Source organism: Pseudomonas sp. SWRI92 (assembly GCF_014268685.1).
GTDB classification, from domain to species: Bacteria; Pseudomonadota; Gammaproteobacteria; order Pseudomonadales; family Pseudomonadaceae; genus Aquipseudomonas; species Aquipseudomonas marvdashtae.
In genome coordinates, this window is sequence record NZ_JABWQY010000029.1 from 1 (window position 1) to 15,770 (window position 15,770).

Annotated in this window: 11 protein-coding genes; 6 read left to right on the forward strand and 5 right to left on the reverse strand. The window is 60.5% G+C overall.

Features of this window, described 5'->3' with window-relative positions:
* Positions 1-31: 31 nt before the first annotated feature.
* Both HU762_RS25950 and yjiA read left to right on the forward strand, forming a co-directional pair.
* Positions 32-229, forward strand: a complete 198-nt coding sequence (locus HU762_RS25950) for a YbdD/YjiX family protein (protein ID WP_003201656.1) — start codon at positions 32-34, stop codon at positions 227-229.
* Positions 230-314: 85 nt separating this feature from the next.
* The gene (yjiA, locus tag HU762_RS25955) at positions 315-1,283 is read left to right on the forward strand and encodes a GTPase (protein ID WP_186641746.1); all 969 of its coding nucleotides are present in this window, start codon (positions 315-317) and stop codon (positions 1,281-1,283) included.
* 152 nt (positions 1,284-1,435) lie between these two features.
* On the opposite strand, the gene glyA is transcribed toward yjiA, so the two are convergent.
* Positions 1,436-2,689: a serine hydroxymethyltransferase gene (gene glyA / locus HU762_RS25960; RefSeq protein WP_186641748.1), complete on the reverse strand. Its 1,254-nt coding sequence runs from the start codon at positions 2,687-2,689 to the stop codon at positions 1,436-1,438.
* A 128-nt stretch (positions 2,690-2,817) separates the two neighbouring features.
* Positions 2,818-6,666 carry a bifunctional diguanylate cyclase/phosphodiesterase gene (locus HU762_RS25965; RefSeq protein WP_186641749.1) on the reverse strand — a complete coding sequence of 1,283 codons (3,849 nt, stop codon included), beginning with the start codon at positions 6,664-6,666 and terminating at the stop codon, positions 2,818-2,820.
* A gap of 271 nt (positions 6,667-6,937) precedes the next feature.
* Here HU762_RS25965 and ettA point away from each other — a divergent pair, with 271 nt between their 5' ends.
* Positions 6,938-8,602, forward strand: coding sequence for an energy-dependent translational throttle protein EttA (ettA, locus tag HU762_RS25970; RefSeq protein ID WP_181290000.1), 1,665 nt, complete (start codon positions 6,938-6,940; stop codon positions 8,600-8,602).
* A gap of 100 nt (positions 8,603-8,702) precedes the next feature.
* Here ettA and HU762_RS25975 read toward each other — a convergent pair whose 3' ends face one another.
* The 3 genes from HU762_RS25975 to HU762_RS25985 all read right to left on the reverse strand — a co-directional run bounded on the left by HU762_RS25975 (position 8,703) and on the right by HU762_RS25985 (position 11,827).
* Positions 8,703-9,200 carry a GreA/GreB family elongation factor gene (locus HU762_RS25975; RefSeq protein WP_186641751.1) on the reverse strand — a complete coding sequence of 166 codons (498 nt, stop codon included), beginning with the start codon at positions 9,198-9,200 and terminating at the stop codon, positions 8,703-8,705.
* A 196-nt stretch (positions 9,201-9,396) separates the two neighbouring features.
* Positions 9,397-11,250, reverse strand: coding sequence for a DUF4105 domain-containing protein (locus HU762_RS25980; RefSeq protein WP_186641753.1), 1,854 nt, complete (start codon positions 11,248-11,250; stop codon positions 9,397-9,399).
* A gap of 88 nt (positions 11,251-11,338) precedes the next feature.
* On the reverse strand, positions 11,339-11,827 hold the full coding sequence (locus HU762_RS25985) for a DUF3015 domain-containing protein (protein ID WP_186613019.1): 489 nt from the start codon (positions 11,825-11,827) through the stop codon (positions 11,339-11,341).
* Between the two features lie 274 nt (positions 11,828-12,101).
* On the opposite strand from HU762_RS25985, the gene HU762_RS25990 reads away from it, so the two are divergent.
* The 3 genes from HU762_RS25990 to HU762_RS26000 all read left to right on the forward strand — a co-directional run bounded on the left by HU762_RS25990 (position 12,102) and on the right by HU762_RS26000 (position 15,723).
* Positions 12,102-14,540, forward strand: a complete 2,439-nt coding sequence (locus HU762_RS25990; RefSeq protein WP_186641755.1) for an ATP-binding protein — start codon at positions 12,102-12,104, stop codon at positions 14,538-14,540.
* A gap of 222 nt (positions 14,541-14,762) precedes the next feature.
* Complete coding sequence (locus HU762_RS25995) at positions 14,763-15,104, forward strand: hypothetical protein (RefSeq protein ID WP_186641757.1); 342 nt, start codon at positions 14,763-14,765, stop codon at positions 15,102-15,104.
* 130 nt (positions 15,105-15,234) lie between these two features.
* Entirely contained in the window at positions 15,235-15,723 is a 489-nt protein-coding gene (locus HU762_RS26000) for a TIGR00645 family protein (protein WP_047230159.1), read from the forward strand.
* The last annotated feature ends 47 nt before the right edge of the window (positions 15,724-15,770 follow it).

A 15,770-nucleotide genomic window follows, 5' to 3' on the forward strand; every position in this document is an offset into this window, starting at 1 on the left:
CCTGCCGGACGCTTGATCGAGGATTGCAACGATGTTCAATGACTTGAGTCGCCTCGGTAAATACCTCGGTCAGGCCGCGCGCCTGATGGTCGGCATGCCCGACTACGACAACTACGTCGAGCACATGCAAACCAAGCACCCGGACAAACCGCTGATGGACTACGAGGCGTTCTTCCGAGAACGCCAGGAGGCCCGTTACGGTGGCAAGGGTGGGCCCAAGTGTTGTTGAGTTGAGGTGATGACTGTGGGAGCGAACTGTTCGCTCCCACAGTTGTTTTGTGCCCCTTCATTAACTTCTGAACAGGAGATCCAGTTTGTCCTCTCCCATCCCGGTCACGATCCTCAGCGGATTCCTCGGTGCAGGCAAGACCACCTTGCTGCGCCATCTGCTCAAGGCCGAGCACGGCCTGAAAATCGCTGTGATCGAAAACGAATTCAGCGACGCCGGGATCGACACCCAGCTACTGGGTGACGAGCCGGTGCAAGTCATGACCCTGGCCAACGGTTGTGTCTGCTGCACGATTCACACCGACCTGACCAAGGCCCTTTATCTACTGCTGGAACGGCTGGACAGCGGGGAAATCCACTTCGATCGCCTGGTGATCGAATGCACGGGACTGGCCGACCCGGCACCCGTGGCCCAGACCTTTTTCATCGACGAGGATCTGCGCGAGCGCTATATCCTCGACGGCATTCTGACCTTGGTGGACGCGGCCCACGCCGAAATCCACCTGACCCAGGCCATCGCCCAGGCCCAGGTCGGATTTGCCGACCGGTTGCTCCTGAGCAAGACCGATCTGGTGGATGCGGCTCAGGTCAAGGCACTTGGCGAGCGGTTGACGCGCATTAACCGACGGGCGCCGATCCGGGTCGTAGAACACGGCAACATCGACTTGGCCGAACTGCTCGACATCCGAGGATTCAATCTCAACGCGGACCTGGGCGCCGGGTTCAGTCTTCGTCCGGTTGGCAAGGCAACCACGGGCGATCGAATCAGCAGCCTCGTGCTGCGCACCGACAAGGCGCTGGATATCGACAAGCTCAGCGAGTTCATGAACCAGCTGCTGGAAGAGCACGGCAAACAATTGCTGCGCTACAAGGGTGTACTGAACATCGCAGGTGAACCTCGTCGACTCGTTTTCCAAGGGGTACTCAAGCTGTACGGTTTCGACTGGGACACCGAATGGGCGCCAGGCGAAGCTCGGGAAAGCGTGATTGTGTTCATAGCCGATGAACTGCCCGAAGAGAAAATCCGTGCGGGTTTTGAAGCAATCCTGCTTTGACCAAAGATATGTGGGCAGACTGAAAGTACGCGGCTCGCCTTATATCCAGGCGTGCGGGCGCGGGCTTGTTATTTGGACATGTTTCCCTGCGCCAATAAAAAAGACCCACACCTTTCGATGTGGGTCTTTTTTTATCGGTTGGACGGGCTAGATCAAGCGCCGTAAACCGGCAGCTTCTTGCAGATAGCCTTGACCTTCTCACGCACGGCGTCGATCACCGCTTCGTTGTTCAGGTCAGCCAGGATGTCGCAGATCCAGCCGGCCAGTTCCTTGCACTCGGCTTCCTTGAAGCCGCGAGTGGTCACGGCCGGGGTGCCGAAGCGCAGGCCCGAGGTGACGAACGGGGAGCGTGGATCGTTTGGCACCGAGTTCTTGTTCACGGTGATGAACGCCTTGCCCAGCGCCGCATCGGCGTCTTTGCCGGAGATGTCCTGCTTGATCAGCGACAGCAGGAACAAGTGGTTCTCAGTACCACCGGACACCACGTCGAAGCCGCGTTCGATGAATACACCGGCCATGGCCTTGGCGTTTTTCACCACTTGCTGCTGGTAAGTCTTGAACTCAGGCTGCAGGGCCTCTTTGAAGCAGATCGCCTTGGCTGCGATCACGTGCTCCAGCGGACCACCTTGCGCGCCTGGGAAGACAGCGGAGTTCAGCTTCTTCTCGATGTCGGCGTTGGCACGGGCGAGGATCAGGCCGCCACGTGGACCGCGCAGGGTCTTGTGGGTGGTAGTGGTGACAACGTCGGCGAACGGTACGGGGTTCGGATAGACGCCCGCGGCGACCAGACCGGCAACGTGGGCCATGTCGACGAACAGGTAGGCACCGACTTTATCGGCGATTTCGCGGAAACGCGGAAAGTCGAGGATCTGCGAGTAGGCGGAGAAGCCGGCCACGATCATTTTCGGCTTGTGCTCGAGGGCCAGGCGCTCGACTTCGTCGTAGTCGATCAGGCCGTTGCCGTCGATGCCGTACTGGATCGCGTTGTACAGCTTGCCCGAGGAGGAAACGCTGGCGCCGTGGGTCAGGTGACCGCCGTGGGCCAGGCTCATGCCCAGGATGGTGTCACCGGCCGACAGCAGCGCCAGGTATACGGCGGCGTTGGCTTGGGAGCCTGCGTGCGGCTGGACGTTGGCGTAATCGGCGCCGAACAGCTCCTTGGCGCGGTCGATGGCCAGTTGCTCGACCACGTCGACGTACTCGCAACCACCGTAGTAGCGCTTGCCCGGGTAGCCTTCGGCGTACTTGTTGGTCAGTACCGAGCCTTGAGCTTCCATCACCGCGGGGCTGGTGTAGTTTTCCGAAGCGATCAGCTCAATGTGCTCTTCCTGGCGCTGAGCTTCTTGCTCCATGGCGGCAAAGAGATCGGCGTCGTACTTGGCAATAGTCAAATCACGGCTGAACATGGCGGTCCTCAAGGATCGGGGCAGAAAAGGGGGGCATTCTAACCCAACCGGTTTTGGAAGGCATATGAAAGGACGTCATGTCGCGGACGAATGGGTTTCACGCACAATCGAGCCGTGTCCCGGCAGCCTCAATCAAGCATGAACAACGCATCGTTGCTGAACTGCGCTTCAAACCGATTGGCCGGCATCGGCCGACCGAACAGGTAGCCCTGGACTTCGTCGCAGCCATGCTCACGCAGGAATTCCAATTGCTCGTGGGTCTCGACGCCCTCGGCGATCACCGCCAGGTTGAGGCTGTGGGCCATGGCGATGATTGCCCGGGCGATCTGCGCGTCCTGTTCGCCGGACGGCAGGCCATCGACGAAGGTACGGTCGATCTTCAGCACGTCGATGGGGAATTGCTTGAGGTAGTTGAGCGATGAATAACCGGTGCCGAAGTCATCCACCGCGATGCTCAGCCCCAGGTTTTTCAAACCGGCCAGGATCTGCATCGCTTCGCTGACCTCACGCATCAGGATGCTTTCCGTCAGCTCCAGTTCCAGGCATGCCGGCGGCAGGCCGGTGCTGCGCAGGATATTGGCGATGCGCGTGCCCAGTTGGCCATCGGAGAACTGCCTGGCCGAGATATTGACCGAGACTTTTGGCACCCTGACCTTGGTCTGGTGCCAGGTCTTGAGCTGGCGACAGGCCTCGCTGATCACCCAGTCGCCGACGTCCACCACCAGCCCAAGCTCTTCGAGCACCGGGATGAAATCCCCGGGCGGCACCAGTCCGCGACGTGGATGACGCCAGCGCAGCAAGGCTTCGGCACCGGTCAGGCGCTTACCGTCGCCGCTGAACTGGGGCTGGTAATACAACACGAATTCGTTTTGCTCCAGCGCATGACGCAGGTCGCTCTCCAGTTCCAGGCGCTCCAGGGCGCTGGCGTTCATGTCGGCCTGGTAGAACTGGAAATTGTTCTTGCCGCGCTCTTTGGCGTGATACATGGCCGTGTCGGCGTTTTTCATCAATTGGCTCAGTTCGTTGCCGTCCTGGGGGCTCAGGGCGATGCCGATACTGGCGGTAACGAAAAACTCCCGGCCTTCGAGCACGAATGGCCGGACCAGGCTGGCAAGAATCTGTTCGGCCACGGTAATCGCCCGGTTCAGCGCCATTTCCCGACTGGCTCGTGGTTGCAGCAGCAAGGTGAATTCGTCGCCGCCCATGCGCGCCACGGTGTCGTCGTCAGCCACGCAGCCGAGCAGGCGCGTGGCCATTTCCTTGAGCATCCGATCGCCGGCGGCGTGGCCCAGGGAGTCGTTGATAGGCTTGAAACGGTCGAGGTCGAGGAACATCAGCACGACCCAGGTTTTCTGCCGCTCGGCCGATTGCAGTGCAGTGTGCAGGCGGTCCTGGAACAGCGTGCGGTTGGGCAGATGGGTCAGGGCGTCGTAGTAGGCCAGGCGGTGGATGCGCTGTTCGCTGGCCTTGCGTTCGCTGATGTCGCTGAAGAAACACACGTAGCTGGCCAGGTCGCCTTCGTCGTCGAGCACCGCAGTGATGCCGACCCAGGCCGGGTAGTGCTCGCCATTGCGGCGCTTGAGCCAGACTTCGCCTTCCCAAGTGCTGTGCTGTTGCAATTGCTTGAGCACGTAACGCAGGTGAGCTTCCTGTTGGTCATCCACGGTCAGCATGTTGGGCAACTGGTCCAGCACTTGCGATACCGCATAACCGCTGACGCGGCTGAACGCTTCGTTGGCCTGGACAATGTAGCCGGCCGGATCGGTGATGAGGATGGCCGAGGTCGAGTGCTCGAATACCGTCGCGGCCATGCGCAGGTCCTTTTCGGCGCGACGCTGCTGGCTGATGTCCCGGCCTACGCCCAGCACGCCTTCGAACGCGCCATTGTCATCCCAGACCAGCACCAGCCGCAGCTCGATGGGAATCTTGCGCCCGTCGGCACGCAGGCAGTCGAACAGGAACAACTGGGTCTGCATCTGATTGCGTAGCTCGGCCAGTTGTTCGGGCTTGTCGAGGGCCTTGCTGACCCGGTCCATGAGGGAATGGATGCCGGTCAGTTGGGCCGGATTGGCGATGGTCGATTGCCAGCCGCTCTGGAAGATCCAATCGGCGGTATAGCCCAGCACCGCCTGGACCGACGGACTGACGTAGTTGAGCGACAGCTTGCTGTCGGTGGAGAAAATCACGTCGCTGATGCTTTCGGCGAGCATCCGGTAGCGTTGCTCGCTGTCGCGCAGCGATTCGCTGGCCTCGATCTGCTCGGTGATGTCCTTGGCCACGCCGATGATCCGGGTTACCTGATCGTAGCGGTCACGCGCGAGGGCCTGTTCGCGCACTTCGAAGCATCGCCATTTGCCGTCGCGATGACGAAAGCGCAACTGGCATTGAAGCAGTTGCGTATATCCACCCCGTCGCTGCTCCTGCCGCAGGTTGTGGTAGTGATCGGCATCGTCGCTGTGCAGCAGGATTTCCCAGAAATATTCGCCCATCTGGTGCAGTTCGGTACGGTCGTAACCGAGCGTCTGGCCCAGGTGATGGTTGCTGAAGATCATCCGCTGGCTGATGACGTCCTGCACATAAAGATGATCCGGGACGGTGCGTACCACGTCGGACCAGAAACCCTCGCGCTCAAGCAGAGACAGCTCGATCAGCTTGCGGCTGGTGATATCGCTGATGCTCAGGATGACGGCGTTGTAGTCGTCCTGTGTTTCGGGCAGGCGCAGCACCAGCCACAAGTGCTGATCCCGCCCATGGGCGTCCTGGAGCCTGATTTCCAGTTCCAGTTGCTTGTGCTGGTCAAGCAACGCTTCGAGCAGTGTCGAGCCGACCGGGTTGTTGTCCTTCGCCGCGTTGCCCACCAGCAATTGCCAGGCCTGTTCACACGAGTCGACATTGAGCAGCTTCAAGGCCATCTGGTTGACTTCGGTGACGTGCACTTGCTGTTGCAGCTGTTCGAGCTGTTGCGGAATCTGCAGCCAGGCCCGCAGTTGCTCCCCATCGTGCAGGCCGGCCTTGGCGAAGAACGCCTTGAGTCCGGACAGGTCAAGCACGCAGAGGGCCACGCCGGTGCCCTCGAAGATGTCCTGGTAGCGGCGACGTCCTTCATGCAATTGACGCTGGCGCCGACGCATGTTCAGCAGCGCAATCACCGGCAGCATCGAAAACGCCAGGCCCAGCAAGCATTTACCGATAAAGGCGGGCAACAGTTGCTCCAGCACCTGGCTTCGATCGAACAGCCCGCGCAACTGCCAGTCGCTGCTGCTCAGCGGTACGGTCAACACGGTGTTGCTGAGGTCCTGCGTGGTCAACTGGGCGCGGCTGGACGTCGGCAGGCTTTCGTCGCGGCTGATGATTTGCTGATTGAGACGGTTCTCCACCAGCCACAACGGACGCAGGCCCGTATCGGCCTGCTTGGTCAAGGTCGAAAAGAAGCTTGGGGTCAGGCGCAACGCCCAATAGCCACGAGTGCTGCCGCTGGCCTGGTGCAACAACAGATGCACGACGGAGCCGTCTTCGGCGTTGCTGAAATAGTGCGCCTGGGCGCGGCTGCGCCGTACGAGTTCGCTCAGGTACTCGGCGTCGTGGCTGTTGGCGTCGCTGTCACTGAGTACCCTGCCGGAGGGGCTCAGCAAGGCGAGGCTGCGCAACTCGGGCAGCGATTGCTGGAGCTTGCGCAACAGCGAATGCTGTTCGTCGACGCTTTGCGGTTGTTCGACGATTGGTAACAGATTGAGGGCGATTTGCGCATTCAGGGCCATGTTCAGGCTGACTTGCGCGGCCAGGTCGGCGGTGTAGTCAATGGTGTATTGGCGCTGCTGCTGCTGGGTTTCGCGCAGTTGATCGAGCAACTGCCAGAAAAGCAGGCCCAGTAGCAACAGCACCAGCGAGGCCAGCCCGCCCTTCAATGTCCCGCGCAGGGGCAGGCCAGGCACAGCAGTCGGTGCACGTGGGGACGAGGGCGGCGTGACATTGGACAAGCTGTAATCCTGCGGTTTGCTGGACTGGCGCGACGTGCACTATAAGCCGGACGCCCGAAGGGCGGCTAGCATGCCTTGACTTGTGGCAAAGTGCCAGCCCTGGGCGGCTGGACCTTGACCGACGGTTGAGGTAGCTTTGCCGGTCAAACAAGAGCGTTCCAGCTCCAGATTCCCAGGCTCTATCCGTCCGCAGGCATTGATGTTCGTCAAGCGCCCGCGCCGCGCATGGCCTGGCTCGTTCTTTTCACCTGTCACTGACGCTAGGTTCACCATGGCTCAATACGTATTCACCATGCATCGGCTGAGCAAAGTTGTTCCGCCGAAGCGGGAAATCCTGAAAAACATTTCTCTGTCCTTCTTTCCTGGCGCCAAGATCGGCGTGCTGGGCCTCAACGGTTCGGGTAAGTCCACGCTGTTGAAAATCATGGCCGGCGTCGATAACGAATTCGACGGCGAAGCCCGTCCGATGCCGGACCTGAACATTGGCTACTTGCCGCAAGAGCCGCAGTTGGACCCAACCAAGACCGTCCGTGAAGTGGTCGAGGAAGCGGTCAGCGTGATCAAGGACGCCCAGGCGCGTCTCGACGAGGTCTACGCCGCCTACGCCGACCCGGATGCCGACTTCGACAAGCTGGCCGCCGAACAGGCCAAGCTCGAAGCGATCCTGCAGGCCAGCGATGGCCACAACCTCGATCGCCAGCTGGAAGTCGCCGCCGATGCGCTGCGCCTGCCGGCCTGGGACGCCAAGGTCGAGCACCTCTCCGGTGGCGAGAAGCGCCGCGTGGCCTTGTGCCGCCTGTTGCTGTCGGCCCCGGACATGCTGCTGCTCGACGAACCGACCAACCACCTGGACGCCGATTCTGTCGCCTGGCTCGAACATTTCCTGCACGACTTCCCAGGCACCGTGGTTGCGATCACGCACGACCGGTACTTCCTGGACAACGTCGCCGGCTGGATCCTGGAGCTCGACCGCGGCGCGGGCATTCCGTACGAGGGCAACTACTCGGGTTGGCTGGAAGCCAAGTCCGATCGTCTGGCCCAGGAATCCAAGCAGCAGTCGGCCCATGAAAAAGCCATGAAGGAAGAACTGGAGTGGGTGCGCAAAGGCGCCAAGGCCCGCCAGTCGAAATCCAAGGCTCGCCTGCAACGCTTCGAGGAAATGCAGTCCCAGGAATTCCAGAAGCGCAGCGAAACCAACGAAATCTACATCCCGGCCGGCCCGCGCCTGGGTGACAAGGTCATCGAGTTCAAGAACGTCAGCAAGGGCTATGGCGACCGCGTGCTGATCGACAACCTGTCGTTCTCCATGCCCAAAGGCGCCATCGTCGGCGTGATCGGTGGTAACGGCGCGGGTAAATCCACGCTGTTCCGCATGCTGATGGGCAAGGAAACCCCGGATTCGGGCACCATCGAGATCGGTGAAACCGTGCAACTGGCCTGCGTCGACCAGAGCCGCGAGGACCTGGACGGCAGCAAGACCGTGTTCCAGCAGATCTCCGATGGTTCCGACCAGATCCGCATCGGCAACTATGAAATCCCGTCGCGCACTTATGTGGGCCGCTTCAACTTCAAGGGCGGTGACCAGCAGAAATTCGTCAAGGACCTCTCCGGTGGTGAGCGCGGTCGCTTGCACCTGGCGTTGACCTTGAAAGAGGGCGGCAACGTCCTGCTGCTCGACGAACCGTCCAACGACCTCGACGTCGAAACCCTGCGTTCCTTGGAAGAAGCGCTGCTGGACTTCCCAGGCGCCGCCATTGTGATCTCCCACGATCGGTGGTTCCTCGACCGCGTGGCGACCCACATCCTGGCGTACGAAGACGACTCGCAAGCGGTGTTCTTCGAAGGTAACTACACCGAGTATGAAGCCGATCGCAAGAAGCGCCTCGGCGAAGCGGCCGCCCAGCCGCATCGTGTACGCCACAAGAAACTGGCCTGATAAGGTTGGTTGCATAAAAAACGGAGCCCTCGGGCTCCGTTTTTTATGGGGTAAACCTTATCAAGGCGAGTACCGTGGCAAACTCCCTCCCCACGGTGCCTCAGTCTGACGTCAAGTCAATCGCCACCACCTCGATGACCATATCTCCCATCGGTCGCTTCCAAGTCGCCTCATCGCCAATCCTGGTGCCCAGCAGAGCCCGCCCCAACGGCGATCCCCAGTTGATCAATCCGCTGGCGGCATCGGCCTGGTCTTCACCGACCAGTTGCACTCGCTGTTCGTGATCATGCTCATCGGCAAAAGTCACCCAATGCCCGATCCGCACCTGGTCCGAATCACTGGGCGTAACCACCTGCGCGCTTTGCAGTCGCTGGTTGAAATAGCGCAAGTCCCGTTCAAGATCGGCGACCCGCTGTTGGTCCACCAGATCTCCTCGGGCTGCCTGTTGGCCGTGCAAGGCCTGCAATTCGGCGACCTGGGCCTGGAGCTGGGCAAATCCGGTGGGCGTGACGTAATTGGGTTGCGCGCTGACTTGGCGTTCGACCGGCTGATCGGCCTGGGCAGCGGCGTTGTCTTCGTTGACGAAAGCGCGGCTCATGGTGTTCTCCTCTTATTGGAGTTTGGGCCATGGTCGCAGGGATTTGGTTTCGACGAATATCTGTACGCGACTCATTGCGAGCGGTAAGCCCGAGCGGCGTCCCGATCCTTTTCCTGCCGTCCTGCCGGATCCACTCATATCAGAAGTCTAGAAGCGGATTCGTCAGAAGGACGTGAAAGCGCGGTGATCAATCCGTTCAGTAGTGATACCACTTCACTTCGAGCATCACCTCGTTCTCCGGCGAGGCCAGTTGGCTGAACTCCCGCTGGGCGCTCAGGCGCAACCCGAGGTTACGGGACAATTCCCACTGCTGATTCAGACTCAGGCTACGGCGCACTTCGCCGTTGACGAAGTAATCACCCTTGGCTTCCAGGCTCAGGTTGCCCAGCGGGTTTTTCCACAGCACGCCGCTGTTGAAGCCGGCGGCCGGGGCGATGAATTGGGCGAAGTCGTTGTTGTGCTCGACGCGCACCGTGCCCAGGGCAAAGCCCAGCACATCCTCGCCCAACGCCCAGGTGCCGCCAGCGCCGCCGTTGACGTGACTGACCAGGGTTTCATCGTCGTGCTTGCCCGGCACCCGTTCCAGGCCGCCCGTCACCTGCCAGGACAGCGGTTGCAGCAGCTCGTTGCGCGGGGTCAGCGAGCGAATCGTCGCCAGATCCAGTTGCTGTAGCTGCCAGTCATTGCCTTCGTATTGGCGCAATTTCAATTGCAGGATTTCAATCTGCGCACCCAGCGGGAAGCTCTCGGCGTTGTCATTGAGGTCGTGGTAGGCCATGCGCAGGCCGTATTCACCGAACGCCCGGTCGCCGCGTGTGCCAAGGCCGGCCTGCCAGGTGCGCGATTCGTGGCCATCTTCGGGCAGGCCCGGCTGCGGGATATCCAGTTCCGGCGCAGGGTTCTGGTTGATTGCCCGCAGCAATTCGAAGCTGCGCTGGGAGCGTTTCGGATCACGCTCCTGACCGTTGGCGCGGTAGCGCTCCAGTCGATAGGCAGCGTCGATGATCAGCGCTTGGCGTTCGCGCGGCAGCGCCTTGAAAGCGGGGGCTTGAAGCTGTTGCTGATCGGCGCTGACCTTCAGTACCCATTGTTGTTCGTCATCGCTGAGGGGGTCGGCGCGGCTTAGCAACTCCCGCTCACGGGACGGCCGATACTGGATGCTTTCCACCAGGCCGGCTTCCTTTACGGCCTTGACGGTGTCGGTGGGAATTGCCGTCAGAGGGAATTGTTCGGTCAGCCGCAGACTGGGGCGAGCGACTTGCAGCAGTTCGAGTAATCGATAGGAGCAGTTTTCATCGAAGAAGAAATAATCAAACTGGATCTGTTTGAGCTCCCAGACGTGCTCGACCATGCGCTCGGTTTCCGCCTGGCTGAGGTTGAGGCGGTATTCCCACAGGTCGCGGTTCTCCAGGCTACGGTACTCGGAGAGTTTTTCCTGGTACGGCACCAGGGCGAACAGGCCCGGATAGCCGCCCATCAAGCCCTTCCAGGCATAGAGAATGCTGTTGTCCGAACCTTCGATGTAGGCACCAAAGTTAATCGCGTAGCTGAGCAGGGCGGTCTTGTCGCTTTGTACGTCGGCCTGGTCGATGCGCAGCAAGGTATGACCGAACATCGATGACGGGCTGTTCAGGTACGCGGCGGGGAAAATCATTACCGCGCTGTGGGGCGATACGTCCTTGAACCATTGGGTGAATTCGCTGCAATCAACGGCTGGCAGATCGGTGAGATTGAGCTGCGCCTTCAGCCAGCGGGTTCGCGCCGGGTAGACGCATTGGGCGTGTTGCTGGCCGGCGCTGGCCGGACCATAGAGCGCTTGCAGCGTGGCGCTCAACTCGCGGTCGGGGTGTTCGTTACCGTCCGGGGCGAGGAAGAATTTCTTGTCGCTGATGTAGCTGCGCCAGCCGCCGAGCTTGGCGGTTTCGTAGTGCCCCAGGGAAATCCAGAAGCGGTCGTTGGACAATTGCTGCAAACGTTGGGTGTCGACATGGGGTGCGGCGGACAGCGGGGCGCACACACAGAGCGCCAGCCAGGCAAGGCGTTTGAGCATAGTCGGCTACTTTTGAAGTCGAAAAAAAAGACCAACAGGGGCCCAGAAAAGAAAACCCGCTCCCCGAGAGGAGCGAGTGGTGTCGAGCTTAAGCTTGAGTTGCGTACTTGGCCAGACGTGGATCGTTTTTCAGTACCGACAGGGTATTGGTATGCACGTCCTCTGCGGTCACGTCAGCTTTGCTGAAGATCTGCTGGAAGTGCTCGTGGGTGACGGCGGAGAAATGCGCGCGATCTTCCGGCGCAACGCCCAGTACCACGGCATAAGTCGTCAGCGCTTCGCCCTGACCCTTGGCCATGTCTTCGGACAGCTCGTTCATCATGCCATTCATGGCCAGCCACGACTTGCCACCGTAGGTCAGTGCCGCGTTGGTCGAGCAACCGTTGGTGCCGGAGGTCATGCCAAAGGTGGCGTTGCCGGAAGTGCCGTTGGTGGTGGATGCCAGGAAGTGAGCCGGAGTGCCACGCTGACCTTCGAACAGCATGTTGCCCCAACCGCAATCCGGACCGCCCGGGGCCTGAGCCATGGCGTTAATGGATACAGCGGTGAAGAGAGTACCGAGAAGAATCCGTTTCATAGCTATGTTCTCTTTATGTGCATACCAATGGACAGGGTCTGGCCCCTACTGGCGCCAGTGGGCCGGTTATTGTTCCAGCCGCGCAGTTTGGAGTTTAGGCACGATCCGAGGGTTCCGTGACATTTTGCAAAAACATTAATTGAAATCACCTGTTTACGGGCTTCCTTCCGTGGTTTTTTCATCGACTATGCTTTGGCTCAAGGCGCTCCTTGCCAGTCAGGTGTAGGCAGCGCCAGAATGCCGCTATCTGCCCCGCCTGATGTAAGGAAGCCCGATGCCTGATCCTGTTGCTGCCAGCTTGCGTCTAGCGCCTGAAGCGCTGACCCGTCCGTTTTCCGCTGAACAGTTCAGCTTCTCTACCACCAATGATCTGGAGCCCTTCCGCGGTGTGCTTGGCCAGGAACGTGCGGTCGAAGCCTTGCAGTTTGGTGTGGCGATGCCACGCCCCGGTTACAACGTATTCGTCATGGGCGAGCCCGGCACTGGCCGGTTTTCGTTCGTCAAACGCTACCTCAAGGCCGAGGGCAAGCGCATGCAGACCCCGGCGGACTGGGTCTACGTCAACAATTTCGATGAGCCCCGCGAACCCCGCGCCCTGGAACTGCCGTCAGGCACGGCGGGCGCTTTCATCGGCGACATCAACGGCCTGATCGACAACCTGCTGGCGACATTTCCGGCGGTATTCGAGCATCCGTCCTACCAACAGAAAAAAAGCGCCATCGACCGCGCCTTCAACCAGCGCTACGACCGCGCCCTCGATGTGATCGAGCGCCTGGCGCTGGAAAAGGATGTCGCGCTGTACCGCGACAGCAGCAACATTGCCTTCACGCCGATGAGCGAAGGCAAGGCCTTGGATGAGGCGGAGTTTGCCCAGTTGCCGGAAGCCGACCGCGAGCGCTTCCATGAGGACATTTCCAGTCTCGAAGAGCGTCTGAACGAAGAACTCGCCAGCCTGCCGCAGTGGAAGCGCGAGTCCAACAACCAGCTGCGCCAGCTCAACGAAGAAACCATCACCCTGGCGTTGCAGCCCTTGCTCGCGCCGCTCTCGGAAAAATACGCCGAGAACGCTGCCGTCTGCGGTTATCTGCAGGCCATGCAGGTCTACCTGCTCAAGACTGTGGTCGAGCAATTGGTCGATGACAGCAAGACCGACGCCGTCGCGCGCAAACTGTTGGAAGAACAATACGCCCCGAGCCTGGTGGTCGGGCATCCGGCGAGCGGTGGTGCGCCGGTGGTGTTCGAACCGCACCCGACCTACGACAACCTGTTCGGGCGCATCGAGTACAGCACCGACCAGGGCGCGCTCTACACCACGTATCGGCAATTGCGACCGGGCGCCCTGCACCGGGCCAATGGCGGCTTCCTGATTCTCGAAGCGGAAAAAATGCTCAGCGAGCCGTTCGTGTGGGACGCCCTCAAGCGCGCCTTGCAATCGCGCAAGCTGAAAATGGAGTCGCCGTTGGGTGAGCTGGGCCGGCTGGCGACGGTGACCCTGACGCCGCAGCACATCCCGTTGCAGGTGAAAGTGGTGATCATCGGCGCGCGCCAGCTCTACTACGCCTTGCAGGACCTGGATTCGGATTTCCAGGAAATGTTTCGCGTGCTGGTGGACTTCGACGAAGACATCCCGATGGGGGACGAGAGCCTGGAGCAGTTTGCCCAGTTGCTCAAGACCCGCACTTCGGAGGAGGGCATGGCGCCGCTGACCGCCGATGCAGTGGCGCGCCTGGCGACCTACAGTGCGCGCCTGGCCGAACATCAGGGGCGCTTGTCGGCCCGTATTGGCGACCTGTTCCAACTGGTCAGCGAGGCGGATTTCATTCGTCAGTTGGCCGGCGATGAGATGACCGACGCCGGCCACATCGAGCGTGCCCTCAAGGCCAAGGCCACTCGCACCGGGCGTGTCTCGGCGCGGATTCTCGATGACATGCTGGCGGGGATCATCCTGATCGACACCGACGGCGCGGCCGTAGGCAAGTGCAACGGGTTGACGGTGCTGGAAGTCGGCGATTCGGCGTTTGGCGTGCCGGCGCGAATCTCCGCCACGGTGTATCCGGGCGGCAGCGGCATCGTCGACATCGAGCGCGAGGTTAACCTCGGCCAGCCGATCCACTCCAAGGGCGTGATGATCCTTACCGGTTACCTGGGCAGCCGTTATGCCCAGGAATTCCCGCTGGCGATCTCGGCCAGCATCGCCCTGGAGCAATCCTACGGTTACGTGGATGGGGACAGCGCGTCCCTCGGAGAGGCTTGCACGCTGATCTCGGCCCTGTCGAAGACACCGTTGAAACAATGCTTCGCCATCACCGGCTCGATCAACCAGTTTGGCGAAGTGCAGGCGGTAGGCGGGGTCAACGAGAAGATCGAAGGCTTCTTCCGCCTCTGCGAAGCGCGTGGGCTGACCGGGGAGCAAGGGGCGATCATTCCCCAGGCAAACGTTGCGACCCTGATGCTCGATGAAAAGGTGCTGACTGCCGTGCGCGCGGGACAGTTCCATGTCTATGCCGTGCGCCAGGCCGATGAGGCGCTGAGCCTGCTGGTAGGTGAACCTGCTGGCGAGCCGGACGAAAACGGCGAGTTTCCGGAGGGCAGCGTCAACGCTCGCGTAGTGGAGCGGCTGCGGGTCATCGCGGAAATGATCAGCGACGAAGACATCAAGGAAGCGGAAAAGGAAATGGCGCAGCAGGCATTGGTGGAGGCCAAGCCCGCTTGAGCTGTCGTGGCGAGGGAGCAAATTCCCTCGCCACTGAGCCACAAAAGAGTCACAGATCTGGCGTCAATATTCACACTATGACCGCTCGGCGTATTCTGGTTCTGAAATCCTTCGGCGCCGGAACTTTTCTCCTATCCTCTGCTCAAGGATAACGAGAGCCATCATTGGATCGAAACAGCCCCTTCCTGGAGCTGAATACCGGATCTACCGAGGGGCGCCGCCATGTCGCGCAACCTTTGTCTTACTCGTCATTGCCTAGGCCTTGTGACCCGTATCGAATGCGCCGTCCGTCCCCTGGCCGGAGATACTGGCATGTGGACCGTGCTGTTCGCCGCCGGAATGGCCGGCGAACAACCTTCGGCCATCAAGGCCCAAGGGCCATTTCCCGGCCCGACCGCCGCTGAAACCATTCTTGACACCATCGTCCAGAACCTGACATCCCATGGCTATGAGCTGGCCGACGATCCGCAGATCTGGTCCTTGCACATGCAGGCGCAACTGCGAGAGATCAACGGTGGCCGCTGTCGCAACATCGGCGGCTTCGAGTTTCGCCCGCTTCACTGAGCCAGCGTCGAGCGTGCTCCGCAAGTAGGGTTTTGACACAATGGCCGGCGCCCAGGACGGGGCCGGCGTTTGTGGGGCGGGCCGCTACTGATATACTCGCCGCGTTTTTACAGCCCTGGTGTGAGACTCAATGGAACGCTTTATCGAAAATGCAATGTACGCCTCCCGTTGGCTGCTGGCGCCGATCTACTTCGGGCTGTCCCTGGGCTTACTGGCCTTGGCGTTGAAATTCTTCCAGGAAGTTTTTCACATCATTCCCAACGTGTTTGCCATGGCCGAATCCGAACTGATCCTGGTGCTGCTCTCGCTGATCGACATGGCGCTGGTGGGCGGCTTGCTGGTGATGGTGATGATTTCCGGCTACGAGAACTTCGTTTCGCAATTGGATATCGATTCCGACAAGGAAAAGCTCAACTGGCTGGGCACCATGGATTCCTCGTCGCTGAAGATGAAAGTCGCAGCGTCGATCGTTGCGATCTCGTCGATCCACTTGCTGCGCATCTTCATGGACGCCAAGAACGTCGATCCCGAACACCTGATGTGGTACGTGATCATCCACATGACCTTTGTGGTGTCGGCATTTGCCATGGGTTACCTGGATAAACTGACTAAGCACTGAGCCCCGTTCATCGTGGCGATGCAGCGCCCGTCTGCCGAGAGTCAGTC

Coding starts and splice junctions, on each gene's coding strand:
- HU762_RS25950 (WP_003201656.1), top strand. CDS start 32: ATGTTCAATGACTTGAGTCGCCTCGGTAAATACCTCGGTCAGGCCGCG.
- glyA (WP_186641748.1), bottom strand. CDS start 2,689: ATGTTCAGCCGTGATTTGACTATTGCCAAGTACGACGCCGATCTCTTT.
- ettA (WP_181290000.1), top strand. CDS start 6,938: ATGGCTCAATACGTATTCACCATGCATCGGCTGAGCAAAGTTGTTCCG.
- HU762_RS25975 (WP_186641751.1), bottom strand. CDS start 9,200: ATGAGCCGCGCTTTCGTCAACGAAGACAACGCCGCTGCCCAGGCCGAT.
- HU762_RS25980 (WP_186641753.1), bottom strand. CDS start 11,250: ATGCTCAAACGCCTTGCCTGGCTGGCGCTCTGTGTGTGCGCCCCGCTG.
- HU762_RS25985 (WP_186613019.1), bottom strand. CDS start 11,827: ATGAAACGGATTCTTCTCGGTACTCTCTTCACCGCTGTATCCATTAAC.
- HU762_RS25990 (WP_186641755.1), top strand. CDS start 12,102: ATGCCTGATCCTGTTGCTGCCAGCTTGCGTCTAGCGCCTGAAGCGCTG.
- HU762_RS25995 (WP_186641757.1), top strand. CDS start 14,763: ATGTCGCGCAACCTTTGTCTTACTCGTCATTGCCTAGGCCTTGTGACC.
- HU762_RS26000 (WP_047230159.1), top strand. CDS start 15,235: ATGGAACGCTTTATCGAAAATGCAATGTACGCCTCCCGTTGGCTGCTG.